We start from the raw sequence: 18912 nt of genomic DNA, 5'->3' as shown, positions 1-18912 counted from the left end.
GCTCCGGCGCACCCGACCAGACGATGATGATGCCCAGGCGAATCAAGCAGGTGCTGCCGATCGCGTCCCTCCTCTTTACCGGCGGCTTTGCGGCGGAATCTGCGGCGCAGGAGCCGCTGCCGCTGCACGAGACGTTCACCCTGCACTCCAACGCGACGGGGGAGACGCGGCGCATCAACGTCTACACGCCGCCGGGCTACGCCGACGGCGCGCGGTATCCCGTGCTGTACATGCCCGACGGCGGCATCCAGGAGGACTTTCCGCACATAGCCGCGACGGTGGACGCCGGCATCCGCGCCGGCGAGATGCGGCCGATGCTGGTGGTGGGGATCGAAAACACGGAGCGGCGGCGCGACATGACGGGGCCCACCGAGGTGGCGGAGGACCGTGCCATCGCGCCGCGCGTGGGCGGATCGGCCGCGTTTCTCCGGTTCATCGGCGACGAGCTGATGCCGGAGGTGGAGCGCCGCTACCGCGTGTCGGACGAGACGGCCATCATCGGCGAGTCGCTGGCGGGGCTGTTCATCGTGGAAACGTTCTTCATGCGGCCTGAGCTGTTCGATACGTACATCGCGCTCAGCCCCAGCCTGTGGTGGAACCGGGAGGCCGTGGTACGCGCCGCCGGCGAGCGCCTGCGCGCCCGTCCCGGGCTGGAAGGCCGCCTCTACCTGTCGTCCGCGGACGAGGAGGAGATCGTCGCCGCCACCACGCGCCTGCAGCAGGTGCTGCGCGACGACGCACCCGCCGGGCTGCGCTGGTGGTACCGCCCCCGGCCCGATCTGACGCACGCCACCATCTACCGCGCGCTCGCCCCGCCGGTGCTGCGCGAGCTGTTCGCGCCGGAGTGTCCGTAGCGGCTGATAGAAGTGATGTGAGGCTCGGCGAAGGGCACCGCACTGGCGTCCGCGGGCCCTCACCCCCGGCCCCTCTCCCGCAAACTGCGCGGGAGAGGGGAGAATCCAATCCCGCTTCGACCTCGTCCGAAGCGTGCTGAACCCCCGGTGCACACAACCCCTCCCCCGAAGTTGGGGGAGGGGTCGCCGGCTGTCGCGAGGAACGAGCGAATGGCCCGGCGGGGGAGAGGGCCCGGGGGCGGGCTCACTACCGCGAGTCGTGGACCTGCACGTCAACGCGCATCCGGGTCTCCACCGCGTCAACCTGCGTAACCCGCCGTCCGCATTACGTCTTGCGGTGGATGGAAACGAGCGTCAGCTTCGCCTGCCACGCCTCATCCCGCCGAGCGGAGAGAAATCCCATGATCCCGCGTATCCTGCTCGCCACGCTCTGCGCATTCCTCGCGCTGCCGCCCTCGACGGCCTCGGCGCAGTCGACGGGCGCGGGTGGCGCGGCTTCGCCCGCCGGGTTCGCCGACCCGGATCGTCTCGCCAGGCTGAGTGCGGCGTTCCCCGAGATCGACCGGGTGATGCGCGAGTTCGCGGAGCGGTCGCGGGTGCCGGGGATCGCGTACGGCATCGTGATCGACGGGCGGCTGGCGCACGTGGGGACGGCCGGGTACCGCGAGCTGCCGTCGCGCGCGCCGGTGGACACGGGAACGGTGTTCCGCATCGCCTCCATGACCAAGAGCTTTACCGCGGCGGCCATCCTTCAGCTGCGCGACGCGGGAATGCTTTCGCTGGATGACCCGGCGGAGCGCTACGTGCCGGAGCTTGCCGGTTTGCGCTACCCGACGGCGGACGCGCCGAAGATCACCATCCGCCACCTCCTCTCCCACTCCGCCGGCTTTCCCGAGGACAACCCGTGGGGCGACCAGCAGCTCGCGGCCACGGACGCGGAGATGTCGGCGATGATGCGCGGCGGCATTCCGTTCTCTACCGCGCCCGGGAGCGGCTATGAGTACTCCAACTTTGGCTTCGCCATCCTGGGGCGCATTGTGGCCAACGTGTCGGGGATGCCGTACCCGCGGTACGTCACCGAGCGCGTGCTGCTGCCGCTGGGGATGACCTCGACCACGCTGGAGGCCTCGGCCGTGCCGCCGCATCGGCTGGCGCACGGCTACCGGCTGCGCGACGGCGAGTGGATCGAGGAGCCGCAGCTGCCGGACGGCGCGTTCGGGCCCATGGGCGGCATGCTCACCTCCATCGCCGACCTGGGGCGCTGGGTGGGCTTCATGCTCGACGCGTTTCCCTCGCGTGACGAGGCGGAGCGCGGGCCGCTGCGCCGCGCGTCCGTCCGCGAGATGCAGCAGGTGTGGCGCTACAGCGGCGCCTCGGCCGCGCGCGACACGGCGGCGGGGACGGTGACGCTGAGCGCGGGCGGGTACGGCTACGGGCTGGGCATCCGGCAGACGTGCCTGTTCCGCACCGTCGTCTCGCACAGCGGCGGGTTGCCGGGGTTCGGGTCGCTGATGCGCTGGCTGCCGGAGCACGGCGTGGGGATCGTCGCCATGGGCAACCTGACCTACACCGGCTGGGGCGGCGTTACCGAGCAGGCGCTGGGAATCCTGTCCCGCACCGGTGCCCTGACCGCGCGCGCGCCGCAGCCCGCGCCGATCCTGCTGCGGCGGCAGGAGCAGGTGTCGCGGCTGGTGGCGCGCTGGGACGATGCCCTCGCCGACAGCCTGGCCGCGATGAACCTGTTCCTGGACGAGCCGAAGGAGCGGCGGCGCGCGGCGATGGACCGCCTGGTTGCGCAGGCCGGAGGCGACTGCCGCGCCGACGGGCCGATCGTGGCGGAGAACGCGCTTCGCGGCAGCTGGCGGATGCGGTGCCGCAGCGGCGACCTGGGCGTGTCCATCACCCTGGCCCCCACGGAGCCCGCCGGCGTGCAGTTCCTGGAAGTGCGCCCCCTGCCCCGCGACGAACGAATGACGCCGGCGCCCGTGTGCCGGTGATGCGCGGCGAGGCCGCGAACCGTGTGCCGCCGGTCGTGGTGAGTGCCGACTTCGGCCATGCTCTATTTGTCAGCCCCGCTCCCGCCGCGCCCACAACCTGGCGAATCATTAGACGCAGAGGAGAAACATGCCGACATTTCCGTTAACACTGCGGCAAACCTACTTCAATGAAGGATTCTTCTATGTGATCGTGGATTATGATCGCTACGTGCGCAAAGCAGAAGGAGCGGTACGGCTTCGCTTAGGACGGCGCGGTGTCGAGATCGAGGCGAAGCTTGATCGCCGCGCGAACATGAACGGCACAGCGCGCATCCGCGGCGGTGCGCCTCTGCGCAATTGGTTCCACAGTAACTTTGAACCCATGGATATAGTGGCGGTTGATCTCTCCTCAGAAGAAATCATCATCTTGAACAAGCTGACCTCTGAGCGTGGCTAGGTGTGAATCCGCACACCATCCGCCCGCTGCAGCCGTCCGATCCCGCGCCGATCGCCCTGGCGTTCGAGGCGATCGGCTGGGCTAAGCCGCGCGAGCAGTACGAGCGCTACCTGGGGGAGCAGGCGGCGGGGGATCGCCACGTCTTCGTGGCGTGGATGGGGGATGCGTTCGCCGGGTACGTCACGCTCAACTGGCGGCCGGAGTATCCGCCGTTCCGCGCGGAGGGGATACCGGTGATCGAAGACTTCAACGTGCTTCCCGCGTTCCGGCGGCGCGGCATCGGCTCCGCGCTGATGGACGCGGCGGAAGCGGCGGCGGGAGCGCGGAGCCGCGTGGTGGGGATCGGCGTGGGGCTTGATCCGGACTACGGCCCTGCGCAGCGGCTGTACGCGCTGCGCGGGTACGTTCCCGACGGGCGCGGGATCTCGTGGCAAAATCGCACGGTGGCGTATCGCGATCAGGTGCTGGTGGATGACGATCTGGTCCTGTGGCTCACCCGGACTCTATCGGCAGTGACGGAGACGATGGAAAACGCTCGCGACACGGCGGAGCACGTAACAGGCTGAAACAAGTCACGGTATCCAATGGCTGGCTCGACGGTTGGACTATGAGCGGATCGGCTGATTCGGAGCGGTGTTTCGCGAGAGAGACAGTAATTCCGAATCCGGAAAACAACATCTGGGCAACAGAAGAACAGAGCCAAACCCAGGAATAGAAACGAGTCTCATTACCCATCTCCGTCTGTCCAGCTCTGTTCCTTGTACGCTTGTTCTCTTCAGGTTCTACAATCAGCATGAGTGCACCATTCTGCAGCCCGCCGCACCGGATGAAGGCACGGCATCCATCCCCAATCTGTTTACGAGAAACGAGGTAAACGGAAGTGTGGCAGCAAGGTAGGTGCGTGGGGCAGTAATTCGCAATTCATGGCGGATTACTTGCCTTCATAGGGGGTGCGGAGCGACACGCTCCAGAGCCCATCCACCCCCAAGGAGGACCTCATGCACCAACGCTTCAGGACCCCCGCGCTGCTGGTCGCCACCATGGCCTTCACGGCCGCCTGCGACCGGCTTCCCTCCGACGCCGCCGTTCCCGCTCCGGACGGCGAAGCCCGCTCCGAAGCCGTCGTGGACGGCATTCAGCAGGACGCTGCCGTCTACGCCGCCACCTTTGGCGTAAGCGCGCAGGAAGGCGCGCGCCGGCTGCAGCTGCAGGAGGCCGTCGACGCGCTGAACGCCCGCCTCACGGCGGAGCAGGCCGCGACCTTTGCCGGGCTGAGCATCGAGCACGCCCCGGAGTTTCACGTGGTCGCCCGCTTTACCCGCAAGGGCGAGGAGACCATCCGCCCGTACCTGACGCCGGAGCTGGCGCAGGTGGTGCGCGTGGAGCCGGCCCGCTTTACGCTGCAGCAGCTGGAGCGCCGGCTTGAGGCCAGCTACCACCGTGTGCGCAACAGCGGCATCCCGGCGGCGGGCGGCGTTGACGTGCGCGCCAACCGGGCCGAGGTGCACGTGCAGCGCGGCCGCTCGGCCGCCGCACGGGCGGTGCTGGCGGCCGGTGAGGCGGCGGTGGTCGAGGTGGACCATCTTCCCAAGGAGGAGATCGCCATGTACGGCGGACTGGGGATCTCCACCTGCACCACCGGCTTTACCGTCTACAACTCCTCCGGCAGCCGCGGCGTGAGCACCGCCGGGCACTGCGGCAACAGCCAGTCGCTCTCCGGCTACGCGCTCACCTTCCGCGGCGAGGCGTACAGCGGCTCGTACGACATCCAGTGGCACAACGCCAGCGGCCACACGTATCCCAATACCATCAAGGTGAGCACCTCCACCCGTGCCATCACCGGCACCCGCTCGCGCACCAGCCAGACCGTGGGCTCGCAGGTGTGCAAGCAGGGCAAGACCACCGGCTACACCTGCGGCACCATCGCCACCATCTCCTACTGCGCGAGCGGGGCCTGCACCTGGGTGCAGGTGGCGGGCAACGGCGTGAACCTTTCCGAGGGCGGCGACAGCGGCGGCCCCTGGTTCTCGGGCAACACCGCCTACGGGTCGCACACCTACGGCATGGGCAACGACTCGGCCTACATGCCCATCAACTACATCTCGGGGATCTCGGTTACCGTAGCCACAAGTTGACGACTCACGAGAGCCGGGCAGGATATGGAGCCGCGGGGGGCAGGTGCCCCCCGCGGCTTCCGCGCGTCAGGGCCATCGGGGCGCTGACAGGACGCTCTCGGGCTCCGCCGCACGCTGAAACATGTTCGCGCGGGAGGGAGACGAGCGAGAACACCCCGTCGCGCCGCGTCGGCCCGCGCCGTATGTTCGGGTGACGCTTCCCCCGCGTTGCGCGCTTCTGATCCACGAACCATGAGCGTCATGATGATACACACTCCCGCATCATGGAACGCCGGTCGCGCGGTGGGCGGGAGTGCCCTCGGCGGCCACGCGCGCCCGCGAGGCGTGGCGTAGCCAATGCTGCCGCGCGACGGTTCGGTGGAGATTCGCTGCCCGCGCTGCGGCGGGCGCGCCGCGTGGGACGAGCCCTTTCAATTCATCAGCGGGCGAGCCGCGGCGGGCCTGCCGCAGGATGAGGTGAAGCGGTGGGGCGGATGGCACGTGCGCGAGAAGTTTCCCTCGCTTCTCCGCTGGAACGCGCCGCGTGGGCCGGAGCAGTACCTGACCACGGGCCGCGATCGCCCGGGCGGCGGATACCGGCTGTGGCACCGCGGCGTGGTCCGCTGCCGGGCGTGCCACCTGGCGGCGGTGCACGTGCTGCGCTGGCCGGCCGACGCGTACTTTCAATGGAACGTGCGCGGAACGCGATTGTGGGCGGTGGATGCCGGTCACGCGCGCGTGCTGCTGCACTACATCGCAAGCACCCTGCGCGACCCCGCGCGCTACCCGGCCTACCAGCGCTCGCTGCGAAAGCTGCCCGCCGCCATCCTTGCCGCGCGCAACCGCGACGTCGTCGCGAAAAAGATCCGCGCTACCCTGCAGGCCTCCGGCGAAAGCGCCGAGCTTTCCGTCTGACCCGTTGCCGGGTCAGGCGTTCCCTCGCGCCCGCCCCGCAGCGGCATCGCGCGCAACGCGCAGGTCCTCGCCGAACTCCAGCACCGCCTCCGCAACATGCGTTTCCATCGGCCGCTCCTCGTCCGGCGCCACGCGGGCCAGCGTGATGCTGGAGGAGGCGAGCGCCTCGAACGCCCCGAATCGATCCGACAGCATCTCCAGCAGCCGCGTGGGCGAGGCCTGCTGATGGTGCGCTGTACTGGCTGGCATCGAAATCCTCCTCTCGTCGCGTTTGCGCCGTTCGCACGGCACGCCTACAATCCACGGTTGCCGCATCGGTGGGCTGACACCCAGCCGCACTCTTGGTTGCGTCGTAGTCTAATGTGACTCCGACTCGCTGTCAAATATGACTACGAGAATACGCCTTGGCAGACCCGGATAAGGTGCAGATCGTCGTCCGTGAAGTGATCGAGGAGAGCGGGTTGCCGCGCACCCTGATCGCTGAAGACGCGGACGTGAGCCGCGCGGCGATCATTGCGTGGCTGGCCGGCACGCGCACGCCCCAGCCGGAGAGCGTCGCGCGGCTTGCCGATGGACTGGAGAAGCGCGCAAAGCTCATCCAGGCCCAAGTTGCCAGACTTCGCAAACTGCAATGAGGGCAACATCGAAGAATCAAGGGAGATGATGTGCAGGTGAGTGCATGGCACAATGGAAGGGGTGTATACGGGCTCAAGATCGGCAAATTGAACCGTAACCGTTATTTCGACGCTACTTGGAAGGCGATCCAGGTCGAAATTGACAGAGAGGTTCACAGCCTTCCGCTTTTACCGGGTTTTTGGGTAGACTGTCCCGAGGTCCGGAGTTCAATCATCAAGGATTGGTTGCGGCGAAACGGTCGACTTCCCTGGCCCAAGTACCAGCCGCCGCACTTTGAACTGACGCCGCTTGGCGGCAGTCGGTTCCGCCTGACTGCCTGATTTCTCGTTTCTTCGCCCCACGCAATCTCCCGGTTATCCCCCAAGCCCCGCCCTGCGCTAGCTCGCCGAGAGGTGGGATGCCATTCCGCGGCTGAGCGTCGACTTGCAATCTACGGACGGTGTCGAGCTGTGACGGACGTGCCGCGTACCAGCGTGATCTACAAAATCACGTACCCCAATGGGAAGATCTACGTTGGGAAGGATCTAACCAACAGCATCAACTATTTCGGGAGCGCGGCTGATCATTTGATCGCTGCCGACTTCACGTTGGAGCAACGGCGAGACTTCTCGGTCCGACGGGAGATACTCTGGGAATCCGACTCCGCATCCGATTCAGAAGTAGCATTGAAGGAAGCTGAGTTCATCAGGGCGTTGCGTTCTAATGATCCGTCTATCGGGTATAATCGATGGCCCAAGTTCCGGGGTCCCTGAAGGTGTTCGTGTGGGTTTGGCTCGATCCGGCCGTAGTGGCCACGTGTCCCTGCTCTCCCCGTCCCGAACCGTAGACGCGAAGCAACCCGCAATGAAATTTCGATACATTCCCACCGTGCTTCGTGGCCACTGGCTTACGATCGCGCTGGCCTGCGTGCTGGGCGCGTGTGCCGCGGACGGGGCGCCCGCCGGCGCGCAGACGCTGGGCGTGGAGTCGCCGGAGGTGTACGTGGAGATCAATCCCGCCAACGGGTATCTGTTCGTCCGGGAGTACTACCTCAGCACGCTGGAGCAGGATTCGACGGCGATCGCGGCGCAGGTGGCGGAGATTTCGGCGCTGGTGCAGAACCGCGGCTACTGCAAGGCGCGGTACGCGTTCGCGGAGTTTACCTCCATGGAGGAGAAGCTGTACCGCGACCGCGACTTTATCGCCGTGGAGTGCTCGATGCTTTCGCGCGGGCGCAACCTGCGCACGCAGTTCACGGACGCGTTTGGCCGCGTGCTGAACCGGTCCGTGGCGGTGAGCATCGACAGCACGGTCGGGCTCTCGTACCGTGGTCTGGACGTGCAGGTGCGCGGAAACAATTCGCTCGGCGTCCACGGAAAAGACGACGAGAGCGTGATCTTCTGGCGCAACGGGACTCCGTCTTTCGAGATCGTCTTTGGGCCGGCGGACCGCGAGGTATCGACGTATCGATCCCTCGCCCCGTACGTCGCCGCCGACGTCGCCAGCCCAACCGTGACCAAAGCCGAGGTCGACGCATGGCGGCGCGGCTCCGCGGATCCACCCTGATCGATTCGGGGGTGGAGTGATCCGAGGCGGTCGCGTCCATGCGGCTGGCGGCGCTGCGCGTGTCGCCGTGCGGCATCGTCGTCCGCATCGCGATCTCCTGATCCCGCGGTGCCCGCCGCGGCGCGGGCGTATCAATTGCCTCTGCGTTCCGCCGCAGCTACCCGCGACACGCCTGCGATTGGAATGCGATGCGCCCGCCGCGATTCAGATTCTCCAACGAAGTCCGCGAAACCACCCGCACCATCGCCATGCGGATGGTGGACGACGGCGGCATCGCCCGCACGCCGCGGGAGCTGGACGGCTGGATCGCGGGCGCGCCGGACGAGCGTGAATCGCTGGAGCGCGGCGGATACGGCCAGGAGTTCACGGCGGAGGATCTGTTCCCGCTGCTGGAGGTGTTCATCGTGCAGGCGGGCGGGCCGGCGCGGGAACCGGATACGCCTCCCGAGCCTCCCATGACCTGGTCGCGCGTGGCGCTTATCCTCTTCATCATTGTCCTGATGATGGCTACCCTGGCCGTGGCGATGATGATGTAAGCGTCGCCGTCCGTCCCGCACGCCATCGACCCGCGTGGTCCGCGCCACGCCGCCGAGCCATCACACCCGCCGCCCGCTCACGCGGATGAGAACCGACCGATGATTATCGCACTCGCTTCACCGCGCGTCGCCACCAGCCTGGACGACGGGCTGAGCCGCGTCGAGCGCCTGTTGTCGCAGGCGTCGGCGCAGGGCGCGCGCATCGTGTGCTTTCCCGAGGCGTACCTGCCGGGGCTGCACGGCGTCGACATCGACGTGCTTCCCTTCGATCGCGGCGACGAGGCGCGTGTGCTGCAGGCCCTGTCGCGCCTGTCCAGGACGTACGGCGTGGCGACCATCATGGGGATGGAGCGGATCACGGACGGCGGGCGGCAGAACGTGGCCGTCGTCCATGGCGCGGAGGGGCGGATGCTGGGAAGCCAGACCAAGAACCAGCTGGCGCCCAGCGAGGATCCGTTCTACGTCCCGGGCGACACGCGGCGCATCTTCGAGGTGGATGGGGTGCGGTTCGGCGTCGTCATCTGCCACGAGGGGTGGCGCTATCCCGAGACGGTGCGATGGGCGGCGACGCGGGGCGCCAGCATCGTCTTTCATCCGCAGCACACGGGGAGCAACACCGGGGGCGCCGCGCTGACGGAGTGGGGGAGCGCCGCCGCGCCGTACTACGAGCGCGCGATGATGATGCGCTCCATCGAGAACACCATCTACTTCGCCAGCGTCAACTACGCCCTGCGCTTTCCTGAATCCGCCACCTGCCTGATCGATCCCTCCGGCGCGTGCCAGGCGTACCTGCCGTACGGCGAAGAAGGCGTGCTGGTGCAGCCCATCGACGTGCGCAGCGCCACCGGCCTGATCGCCACCCGCTTTGCCCCCGCCCGCTACGCCGAAGCCGGCTGACACTGCCTGAACTAGACCAGGCCGACTTCCCTCAGAACGTCAACGGCTTCTCTGATCCCTGATCCGCAAATACACTGCGTATTCCCCAACTGCAGGTTCTCACGCAGAGGGAGCAGAGGTTTTTACCTGCAGTTCTCTGCTTCCTCCGCTTCCTCTGCGTGCCCAATGCTTTTGCGGATTCGGTATGACGATGACAGGATGCGGTCCGCAGTGGCATTGCATCCCGCGTCTCCGCGCCTCCGCGCCCTCCGCGTCTCCGCGTGAGATCGGTTGTTTGACGGTCCGGAATCATCCTGGCCGCATCAACCCCCGGCGTGGATGACCTGGAAGATGGCTTCCAGCGCGGGGTCGCGGCCGGCGAAGTAGGCTTCGGCGGTCAGCTGCACGGGGATCTGCGGGCTGATCTCGCGCCGGGCGTCGAACACCGTGCCGCTCAGGTTCCACTTCATCCCCGTCACCTCGCCCTGAATGCCGCTGTAGGGAAGCGTCACAAAGCTGGGATCCCCGTTCAGGTGGCAGCACTCGCCGCTGGCCTCGCCCACGAAGAACGGGAACGCCAGCCGCTCCAGGTCCGTGATCAGGTTGGCCGTCGCCGAAAAGGTGCGCCGGCCGATCATCACGTACACCCGCTTTCCCGGCTGCGCGCTGAAAGCCGTCACGGTGCGCAGGAACTCCGTGTACAGGTTGGTGCTGCCGCCGTTGTTGTGCCGCAGGTCCACGATCAGGTTGGCCGGGTTCTGCTCCGCCAGCACCGTGCGCAGCCGCTGCCCGAACGCCTGCAGGGTCTCGTCGGGATCGTCGGACACGTTGTTCATCTGCACGTACAGGGCGTCGTGCTCCGGCAGCGCCTGCTCCCAGTGCTTCTGGTCCATCCGGCTCAGGAACAGCGGCGGCGCGGCGCCCGGGGGCGGCACCATGCGGTCCTGCCGCCCGGCCGGCGCCGTGGCGCGCGTGGGCAGCGTAACCCGGCGCGTTTCCCCGCCCGGCGCCTGCAGCGTCACCGTGACGGCGGCGGTTTCGCGGATGGCGCCCAGCCCCTTGAGGTAGTACGTGGAGGCCAGCGTGCTCACCGACCACATCACCTCCATCTCGCCGTCGCGGTTGCGTGCCTCGCCCATCCGCCGCACCGCCTCCTCCGTCGGCATCTCCTCGAACGCCACGACGCGTGACCCGATGAGCGACGCGTGCTCCGGCGCGGCTTCGATGATGAACAGGCCTTCCGGAAACGCGTACAGCCGCACGGGGAGAAAACGTGCGTCCGGTGTGATGAAAAGGTGCGTGTGCCCCTGGCGCAGCGGGGCCAGCATGTGGTTCATCCGGACGAAGATCTCCTCGTCCGACAGCGTGGGCACGTCGCGCTTGAGCTGCTCGTAGCGGCGCGTGACCTCGGCGGGGAAAGGAGCGGCGTGGTAGTCGGGGTTCACGCGCTTCGTCTCCTCGTACAGGTAGTCTACGTCCAGCCGCCATCCCTCGTCCCGGCTGAGTCCGGACACGTCAGGCCGGCCGGCGATCTCGCGGAACTCCGGCTCGTCGCGCAGCGGCTGCAGCGCGGGGACGTCCCACAGCCCCTGGCGGCGGATGCTGCGCTCCTGGAACACCAGCCGGCGCAGCAGGTCCAGCGCGCCGCGGCGGTCGCCGGCGGCCATCCGGCTGGTGGCCGCGAACACCCCGGGGTCTCCCGGCATGCCGTAGTGCCAGCCCAGCAGCGGCCCCGCGCGCTCAAACGCCTCCGCCGCCTCCCTGTGCCTGCCCAGCGCGGCGCGGGTATGGCCCAGCCGCATCCAGTTCTGCCCGTCGCGCGGATAGGCGCGCGCCACCTCGTCCAGCAGCGGCTCGGCCTGGGCGTACAGGCGCTGCGACATCAGCCGCCGCGCCTGGCTGCGCAGGTGGAGGTACGCGGGCCCGTCGGCGGGGGCGGCCAGCAACTCCATCCCCGGCGCGGGGCGCGGCACGGACAGGCGCGTGGAGTCGGCCGGCTGCGCGCCCACGGCTCCGGCGTGCAGAAGCGCGGCGGCCGCGGCGCAGGCGGCGGTCTTGAGATGCATGGGTGGTCATTCGATGGAAGGGTCGTGCGTCGCCGGACGGGTGCATTCCCGCGACCGGCGAGAAAAGTCGGGTGCGGCGGATGCGGATCGCGGTCAGGGCGCCGGGGGACGGGAACGCATCAGCGCCCGCACGGCGTCCATCACGGGATCGCGGTTGGCGAAGTAGTCGGCGGCGGTAAGCCGCACCGGCACCTCGGGCGCGACCCACGAGCGGTCGTCTTCGGGCGTGGTGAGCTGCCAGTAGCGGTCGGCCAGCATGGCCCACGCGCCGCTCCACGGCAGCTGGAACAGCACCGCGTCGCCGTGCAGCTTGGGCTGCCCCAGCGTGCGCTCGCCCACGATCAGCGGATCGGCGAAGCGCTCTAGGTCCAGCGTAAGGTTCAGCGCGGCCGAGAACACGTGGCGGTCGATGAGCAGGTAGACCTGGCGCCCCGGCCTGGCGCGGAACCCGATGATGTTGCCCGCCAGCTCGGCGTACGATTGCGTCCGTCCGCCCTCGTTTCCGCGGATGTCCACGATCAGGCGCGTCGCCGCCGTGCTGTCCGCCGCGCGCGCGAGTTGGCGGCCCAGCTGGGCCATCGACAGGCCGGGCTGGTCCCGGATCTCCCGGATGCGCACGTACAGCGCGGAATCGTCCGGCAGCGCCTGCAGCCAGAGCGGCTCGGCGGGGCGGCTCATGTACAGCGGCACGGGCCCGGCCCCGGGCAGCCGGGAGGGCGGCAGGTCGCCGTACCGGTGGCCGGGGGTGGATACCAGGTTCTCCGCGCGCCGGCGTCCCGCCGCGTCCACGAAGCCGAACGTGGCCCGGTCGGGCGCGCGCGAAACGCCCAGCGCGTGCAGCACGTGCGGCTGGATCACGTAGCGCTCGATCAGCAGGTCCTGCTCGGGGTTGCCCTCGCGCATCATCAGCGGCCGGATCGCCGCGGCGACGCGGTCCACCGGGGTTCCATCCACCGAAACCAGCCGCTGCCCCACCAGGTGCGCCAGCCCGCTGTCCGCCTCCACCACGTAGAGGCCTTCGGGAAAGTCGCGCAGGGTGATGGGGAGCGGCTCGGGAAACCGGACGCGCGTGGGCTGGCGGTGCGTAAAGACCTCGCCGTGGCTGCGGCCGATCATGGCGACGATGCGCTGCATCTGCACCAGCACCCCCGCGTCCGTCAGCTCCGGGATGCGCCGGCGCAGCCGCTCGGCCGCGGCGGCCACGCTGTCCGGCAGCGGCGCCAGGGAATGGACGGCGTCCACGCGCCGGATCTCGGCCATCAGGTAGTCCAGGTCGTGCCGCCACCCCTCGTCCCGCGTGAGCGAATCCCCCGGCGCGGCGCCGGCCAGCGTCCGGAACTCCGGGTTCTGCCACAGGCTGGCGAGGGTGGTGTCCCGCAGCAGCCCGCGCCGCCAGAGCGAGCGCTGCTGGAACAGCCCGTGGCGAATCCAGGCCGGGGCGCTGTCCGCCTGTCCCAGCGCCGCGAAGCAGCGGGCGCCGGAAAGCACGTGGTCCGCCGCCCTCCATGAACCCAGCCGCAGCGCCCGGCGGTACGCCGGAAGGGCGCCGACGCAGTCGCCCGACAGCCGGCGGGTGTCGCCCAGGGCGGCCCACAGGTCGCCGTCCACCGGGTGCGCCGCCGCGAGCCGCGTGTACGCCGCCGCGGCCCCCGCAAAGTCCCGCTCCTCGCGCAGCCGCGCCGCCTCGCGCAGGAGCGCATCGTACTCCACCGGCGGCAGCGCGCGCGGCGGGGATGCGGCGGATTCCGCATAAGCGCTCGTGGCCTGCGTGGCGAGCGGCCGCGCGCCGGCGACGATGGCGAGGGACGCGGCCAGCAGGCAGAGCGTCCACGCGCTGGCGGCGCGGGTGTGCGGGAACGGGAAGGTGGGACGTTCAGAGTACATGGATTGGAGCACTTCAGTTTGTACGGGCACCCGGCCCGCGGCGCGCGTAGGGATGACGGACGGCGGCTGGTGCGCGGCCCCTCCGCAACACTACGTTAGACGGAGCCATAGGGGAAATATCGGTTCGATTGGCCATTGAGACGATCGAGGTATGAATGACTCCGGATTTGCGCCAGCTCCGCTACTTTGTGGCCGTCGCGGAGGAATTGCACTTCAGCCGTGCGGCGCGGCGCCTTCACATGGCGCAGCCGCCGCTCAGCCAGCAGATCAACGAGCTGGAGCGCAAGCTGGGGGTGCAGCTGTTCGTCCGCTCCACGCGCCGGGTTGAGCTTACGCCGGCGGGATCGGCGTTCCTGGCGGGTGCGCGGCGGGTGCTGGCCGAGGCGGACCGCGCGGTGGAGGTGGCGCAGCGCGCCAGCCGCGGCGAGATGGAGACGCTGCGCGTGAGCTTTGCCGACGCGGCCGCACTGAGCGTGCTGCCGCAGGCTGTGCGGCTGTTTCGCGAGGCGTTTCCCAGCGTGCACCTGGAGATGCGCGAGGACGCCGGTGCCGCGGAGCAGTTTGATGCGGTGCGCCGCGACCTGGTGGACGTGGCGCTGGCCCGGGGCCCGCTGGTGGACCAGGTGCTGCACGTGGAGGTGCTGCTGGAGGAGCCGTTCTGCATCGCGCTGTGGAAGGGACACCCGCTGGCGGAGCTCCCCGTCATCCCGCTCCCCCTGCTGGCCGAGCTGCCGTTCGTCCTGTTTCCGCGCCACCTTTCGCCGGTCTACTATGACCAGCTGGTGGGGATGTGCCAGAACGCCGGCTTTACCCCGCGGGTGGTGTTCGAGGTGGCCAAGGTGCACTCCACGTTCAGCCTGGTTGCCGCCCGGGCCGGAGTGGCCTTCATCCCGCGCTCCATGGGCACGCTGCTGCTGCCCGACGTGGTGGTGCGCGAGCTTTCCGGGTGCACCGCCACCGCGCAGGTGGTCGCCGCCTACCGCCCCAACCGCCCGTCGGTCGCGCTCGAAGGCCTGCTGGCCGCCCTGCGCGAGCCCGGCCTCGCCGCCGCCCGCGCCCACGCATCCGCCGTGGACGGGTAGCCACACCGAAAAGTCCGACGCCGGTGCGGGCCGGCTCGCGGCCACGCAGGATCACGCGGAAGTGCGGCGGGACGGACCCTGGCGGTTGACGGGGTACGGGCTCCCGCGGCGCCTTTCGCACGCAGGGGTCTGCCCCTGGAGCACAGTCTGACGATCTGGAGATGAAGCAGGGATGCGGTGGAGCCAGTTGAAGCACCAGGTGGAAGCGCGGTTCGCGCCGTCGCTGCAGGGGCGGGTGCAGGTGTGGGCCGCCGTCTACCGCAAACCCGCCACGACCGACGGGCGGGGGTGGATCACCCTGGACGGCGAGCAGATCCACAGCATGGCCGACATCCAGAGCGACGCCGCGCGGGCGGCGCAGAGCCGGGCGATTGAAGCGGCGGACGCCGCCGAGCCGGGCTCTCCCGAAAGCGACTGGACGCGCGGGATGCTCTTTGGCTACGGCGACTTTCTCGATGCGCTGGAGTGCTGCCTCCACAACGGCATCGACGACCTGCTCGCCAGCCCGTGGCCACTGAACCGCGCGCTGGCCATGCTGGACCGCCGCGTGGGCAAGCGCCGCTTTCTGCGCCTGGAGCGGATGGACGTGGAGCACCCGCTGGTTCAGCGGCTCTACCGCATTCGCGCAGAGGCGGAAGGGTGGCCCGACGCCCTCGCGGTCCCCTCGTCCGCTTCATCCCGCTTCGCCCCTCCACGCCTGCCACAGGGAGTCGTGCCCCCAGCGCCTGTCGCCCCGGGTCCCCGCAACGCCCGCGGCCCCGGCGACGAGCTGGACTGAGCCCTCCGCTCCGTCCTTGCCCGTCGCGCGTGCCGGTGAGATGATGGGTGGATGACGACAGGCTCGGAGCGATCCTCATCCTCCCCGCGGGCGCCGATCGTCTGCCTGGAGGGGCCCAGCGCGGTGGGAAAGACCACGCTGGCGGCGGCGCTGGCGCGGCGGACGGGCGCGGCCGTGATCCCGGAGCTGGACGCGAGCGGCGCCCCGCCGGCCGCGGAATCCGCCGCGTGGTTCGTGGATGCGCACGCCGCGGAGTGGCGGCGCGCGCGGGCGCTCGCGGGGGAGGCGCCGCTGGTGGTAAAGGACTGCGACCCGTTCAAGGGCCTGTGGTTCAACTGGGTGTTCGCCGATCAGGACTGGCCCGGGATCGACGTGCAGGTGCCGCTGCACCGCGCGCGGGTCGACGCCGGCACGCTGGCGTTCCCGGACCTGTACGTGGTACTGCTGGCGACGGAGGCACAGCTTCGCGCGCGCCGCGCCGGCGACCCCACGCGCACGCGCAGCAACCACGAGATGCACCTGCGCCTCATCCGCCCGCAGCGCCGCTACTTCGAAGCGCTGCAGGCCGCCGATCCGCCCCGCGTGCTGCTGCTCGACACCACGGAGCGGGAACGGCTGGTCGACCGGGTGCTCGCCGCCGTCGCGGCGCTTCCGCCCGGTCCGCCGGACTCCGCGCGCCTTTTCGACCTCATGGCCCGCTGGGTCGCCACGCACGATCCGGCCTGACGCGGCGGTGCCCCTCCCCCGGCCCCTCCCCGTTCGTTCCTCACGGAGAGGGGAGAACTTCGATGGCGTTTCCGAAGGTGCGTCGCACCTCCCTCCCCCGCGCAGTTTGCGGGGGAGGGTCGGGGAGGGGGGCGGCTCACCATCCCGCACAACCCCATCCGCAGCGCTTCGAACTTTGCCCCACACCAACCTCCCCCGGCAGTTTCGGGGGAGGTGGGCGAGTGGTGCTCGCCCGGAGGGGGCGCCGCGGGTCGCGGCAAACCCGCCGCCTCACCACATCCTCAGCACACGGGAGTACGATCGTGAAGTCTTCGGCCAGCAGGCAGGGCGGGCGCGGTGCACCGGCGGGGGATGACGTGCAGGCGTTCCTGGACACGTTGGATCATCCGCACAAGCCGGAGGTCCTGGCACTGCGGCGGATCATCCTCGACGCCGATCCCGCGATCGCGGAAGGAATCAAGTGGAACGCCCCCAGCTTTCGCGCCGCGGAGTGGTTCGCCACCTTCCACCTGCGCGCCAGAACCGGCGTGCAGATCATCCTGCACTTTGGCGCCAAGGTGCGCGACAAGTCCGGCGCCCGCGCCGCCATCGCGGATCCGGAGTCCATCCTCACCTGGCTCGGCGACGACCGCGCATCCATCACGTTTCGCGACGGGGCCGACGTGGAGACGCGGCAATCCGCCTTCGCGGACATCATCCGCCAATGGATCCGGCACGTGTGATCCCGACTCCCCGCGGTTCATCGTGGGACCCGATCCCGGATCATGGAAAAGACTCGTCTCACACGGGGTCAACGTTTTGATCTTTACCGTTGACCCCGTTGACCCCGTGTGAGTTATCCAATTCTGGAGGTGCAATTGGTGTTCACGCGATGCGCCGAATGCACCACGAACCGTGAGAAGCGGTATGAATGAAACCGATTGTTTCGCGGATGTCGATTCCGTGATGCCCCGTTCGTCGGACAGGTAGAGGCGGGCAGAAGAACCGGCTCTCCATCCGACACCACGAGGAGCGACGATGAGCATCACGGCGACGATCAAGCAGGGACGCGCGGCCGGCACCGCGCGCGGCGCGACGGCGAAGGCGGGCGGGAGCGGGATGGTGCTGGCGGGGCGGATCATCAGCGGGTTCGCCGCGCTGTTCCTGCTGGTGGACGGCGTGCTGCGGACGGTGCGCTTTCAGCCGTACGTGGACGGCACCGTGCAGTTTGGATATCCCGAGCACCTGGCGACGACGATCGGCGTGGTGCTGACCGTTTGCACGCTGCTGTACCTGGTGCCGCGCACGGCCGTGCTGGGCGCCATCCTGCTGACCGGCTACCTGGGCGGCGCCACCGCGTCGCACGTGCGGGTGGAGGATCCGTTCTTTGCGTTCGCCGCCGTGTTCGGCGTGCTGGTGTGGGCCGGCCTGTACCTGCGCGAGCCGCGGCTGCGGGCGCTGCTCCCCCTCCGCTCCTGACCCCGGAGCCCCGCTGATGCCCAGGCCGACGAGCCCGGATGAGTACCTGGCCGCCCTCCCGCAGGACAAGCGCGACGCGCTGGAGCAGTTGCGGCGCACCATCCGGGCGGCGGCCCCGCGGGCGGAGGAGTGCATCAGCTACTCGCTCCCCGCCTTTCGCCAGAACGGGCCGCTGGTCGGGTACGGCGCCACGGCGAAGCACTGCGCCTTGTACCTGATGAGCGGCTCCACCGTGGATGCGCACCGCGACGCGCTGGCGGGCTACGACACCAGCAAGGGCACCATCCGCTTCGCCGCGGACAAGCCCCTGCCGGACGCCCTGGTCCACGCGCTGGTGCAGGCGCGCATCGCGGAGAACGAGCGCCTGCGAAACGGTTGAGTTCCGCGGCGTGGAACGCGCCAGGGGTGATGGCGGATCACGCGTCTGGCCGTCTCCGTGACGGCGCCGCCGCCTGATCCCGGGTCCAGGCTGCGGAGACGGCGCGGCCGGCCTCCAGGTCGTCCACCACCAGGATAAGCTGGTGGTCGTGGTCGCTGTAGAGCACTTCGATGTTCACGCCCGCCTCCGCGATGCGCCGGGTGATGGCACCCAGCTGGCCCGGCACATCCTGCCTGAGCCGCTGCACCAGCACCTCGCGCTCCCGCACCACGCGGATCCCCGCGGTTTCCAGCGCCGCGCGCGCGGCCGCGCCATCCGCCACCAGAAAGTGCGCCGCCCCGCTCCCGCCCACCACCCAGGCGCCGCCGCCCTCGATGCTCACGCCGGCACGACCCAGCGCGTCGCCCATGTCCGCCAGCGCCCCCGGCCGGTCCTCCAGCTCGATCGTCAGATCCTTCATCGTCATCCCCTCCTGAAAGTAGTGGTGGCGGACGGAGATCCGTCGCCCACTGAAGGTGTTTCTCGGACTCCTCAACGAAGCCCAGTCATCCAGTGGGAGCGCCGCGGGGAACCTGGTCGTTCGCCCTGCACCCCGCGCGCGCCCGAAGGGCCATCTATCCGCGGGCGGGT

General features: G+C 69.3%; 21 protein-coding genes. 17 read left to right on the top strand and 4 right to left on the bottom strand.

What is annotated here, in order from left to right:
- The first annotated feature begins 26 nt into the window (after positions 1-26).
- From ACOJUJ_RS05850 to ACOJUJ_RS05825, 6 genes are all read left to right on the top strand, one after another.
- Positions 27-854, top strand: a complete 828-nt coding sequence (locus ACOJUJ_RS05850; protein WP_420125915.1) for an alpha/beta hydrolase — start codon at positions 27-29, stop codon at positions 852-854.
- A gap of 401 nt (positions 855-1255) precedes the next feature.
- Positions 1256-2851 carry a serine hydrolase domain-containing protein gene (locus ACOJUJ_RS05845; RefSeq protein ID WP_420125914.1) on the top strand — a complete coding sequence of 532 codons (1596 nt, stop codon included), beginning with the start codon at positions 1256-1258 and terminating at the stop codon, positions 2849-2851.
- A gap of 127 nt (positions 2852-2978) precedes the next feature.
- Positions 2979-3287: a hypothetical protein gene (locus ACOJUJ_RS05840; RefSeq protein WP_420125913.1), complete on the top strand. Its 309-nt coding sequence runs from the start codon at positions 2979-2981 to the stop codon at positions 3285-3287.
- A gap of 2 nt (positions 3288-3289) precedes the next feature.
- A complete protein-coding gene (locus tag ACOJUJ_RS05835; protein ID WP_420125912.1) occupies positions 3290-3853 on the top strand; it encodes a GNAT family N-acetyltransferase in 564 nt (187 codons plus the stop codon).
- A 432-nt stretch (positions 3854-4285) separates the two neighbouring features.
- Positions 4286-5422 carry a S1 family peptidase gene (locus ACOJUJ_RS05830; RefSeq protein WP_420125911.1) on the top strand — a complete coding sequence of 379 codons (1137 nt, stop codon included), beginning with the start codon at positions 4286-4288 and terminating at the stop codon, positions 5420-5422.
- A gap of 336 nt (positions 5423-5758) precedes the next feature.
- Positions 5759-6316 carry a hypothetical protein gene (locus ACOJUJ_RS05825; protein ID WP_420125910.1) on the top strand — a complete coding sequence of 186 codons (558 nt, stop codon included), beginning with the start codon at positions 5759-5761 and terminating at the stop codon, positions 6314-6316.
- 12 nt (positions 6317-6328) lie between these two features.
- Here the strand turns inward: ACOJUJ_RS05825 and ACOJUJ_RS05820 are convergent, their stop codons facing one another.
- The gene (locus tag ACOJUJ_RS05820; RefSeq protein ID WP_420125909.1) at positions 6329-6565 is read right to left on the bottom strand and encodes a hypothetical protein; all 237 of its coding nucleotides are present in this window, start codon (positions 6563-6565) and stop codon (positions 6329-6331) included.
- 155 nt (positions 6566-6720) lie between these two features.
- Here ACOJUJ_RS05820 and ACOJUJ_RS05815 point away from each other — a divergent pair, with 155 nt between their 5' ends.
- From ACOJUJ_RS05815 to ACOJUJ_RS05795, 5 genes are all read left to right on the top strand, one after another.
- Entirely contained in the window at positions 6721-6951 is a 231-nt protein-coding gene (locus ACOJUJ_RS05815; RefSeq protein WP_420125908.1) for a helix-turn-helix domain-containing protein, read from the top strand.
- Positions 6952-7410: 459 nt separating this feature from the next.
- Positions 7411-7704 (top strand): GIY-YIG nuclease family protein, encoded by a 294-nt coding sequence (locus ACOJUJ_RS05810; protein WP_420125994.1) that lies wholly within the window; start codon positions 7411-7413, stop codon positions 7702-7704.
- A gap of 91 nt (positions 7705-7795) precedes the next feature.
- A complete protein-coding gene (locus ACOJUJ_RS05805; protein ID WP_420125907.1) occupies positions 7796-8497 on the top strand; it encodes a hypothetical protein in 702 nt (233 codons plus the stop codon).
- A gap of 188 nt (positions 8498-8685) precedes the next feature.
- On the top strand, positions 8686-9033 hold the full coding sequence (locus ACOJUJ_RS05800) for a hypothetical protein (RefSeq protein ID WP_420125906.1): 348 nt from the start codon (positions 8686-8688) through the stop codon (positions 9031-9033).
- 99 nt (positions 9034-9132) lie between these two features.
- The gene (locus ACOJUJ_RS05795) at positions 9133-9930 is read left to right on the top strand and encodes a carbon-nitrogen hydrolase family protein (protein WP_420125905.1); all 798 of its coding nucleotides are present in this window, start codon (positions 9133-9135) and stop codon (positions 9928-9930) included.
- A 302-nt stretch (positions 9931-10232) separates the two neighbouring features.
- Here ACOJUJ_RS05795 and ACOJUJ_RS05790 read toward each other — a convergent pair whose 3' ends face one another.
- On the bottom strand, positions 10233-11975 hold the full coding sequence (locus ACOJUJ_RS05790) for a hypothetical protein (RefSeq protein ID WP_420125904.1): 1743 nt from the start codon (positions 11973-11975) through the stop codon (positions 10233-10235).
- 93 nt (positions 11976-12068) lie between these two features.
- Positions 12069-13859, bottom strand: coding sequence for a hypothetical protein (locus tag ACOJUJ_RS05785; protein WP_420125903.1), 1791 nt, complete (start codon positions 13857-13859; stop codon positions 12069-12071).
- Positions 13860-14014: 155 nt separating this feature from the next.
- Here ACOJUJ_RS05785 and ACOJUJ_RS05780 point away from each other — a divergent pair, with 155 nt between their 5' ends.
- The 6 genes from ACOJUJ_RS05780 (at position 14015) to ACOJUJ_RS05755 (ending at position 18282) form a co-directional block, all read left to right on the top strand.
- Positions 14015-14941: a LysR substrate-binding domain-containing protein gene (locus ACOJUJ_RS05780; RefSeq protein WP_420125902.1), complete on the top strand. Its 927-nt coding sequence runs from the start codon at positions 14015-14017 to the stop codon at positions 14939-14941.
- A gap of 172 nt (positions 14942-15113) precedes the next feature.
- The gene (locus tag ACOJUJ_RS05775) at positions 15114-15719 is read left to right on the top strand and encodes an SF0329 family protein (protein WP_420125901.1); all 606 of its coding nucleotides are present in this window, start codon (positions 15114-15116) and stop codon (positions 15717-15719) included.
- Between the two features lie 51 nt (positions 15720-15770).
- Positions 15771-16445 (top strand): hypothetical protein, encoded by a 675-nt coding sequence (locus ACOJUJ_RS05770; RefSeq protein WP_420125900.1) that lies wholly within the window; start codon positions 15771-15773, stop codon positions 16443-16445.
- Positions 16446-16747: 302 nt separating this feature from the next.
- Positions 16748-17167 carry a DUF1801 domain-containing protein gene (locus ACOJUJ_RS05765; RefSeq protein WP_420125899.1) on the top strand — a complete coding sequence of 140 codons (420 nt, stop codon included), beginning with the start codon at positions 16748-16750 and terminating at the stop codon, positions 17165-17167.
- Positions 17168-17462: 295 nt separating this feature from the next.
- Complete coding sequence (locus ACOJUJ_RS05760; RefSeq protein WP_420125898.1) at positions 17463-17903, top strand: DoxX family protein; 441 nt, start codon at positions 17463-17465, stop codon at positions 17901-17903.
- A gap of 16 nt (positions 17904-17919) precedes the next feature.
- Entirely contained in the window at positions 17920-18282 is a 363-nt protein-coding gene (locus ACOJUJ_RS05755; RefSeq protein ID WP_420125897.1) for an iron chaperone, read from the top strand.
- A gap of 37 nt (positions 18283-18319) precedes the next feature.
- Here ACOJUJ_RS05755 and ACOJUJ_RS05750 read toward each other — a convergent pair whose 3' ends face one another.
- On the bottom strand, positions 18320-18742 hold the full coding sequence (locus tag ACOJUJ_RS05750; RefSeq protein WP_420125896.1) for an amino acid-binding ACT domain-containing protein: 423 nt from the start codon (positions 18740-18742) through the stop codon (positions 18320-18322).
- Positions 18743-18912: the final 170 nt, after the last annotated feature.

Source organism: Longimicrobium sp. (assembly GCF_048594345.1).
Taxonomy (GTDB): domain Bacteria; phylum Gemmatimonadota; class Gemmatimonadetes; order Longimicrobiales; family Longimicrobiaceae; genus Longimicrobium.
The sequence above is the reverse complement of the archived record's forward strand: the minus strand, read 5'-3'. Positions and strand labels throughout refer to the sequence as shown.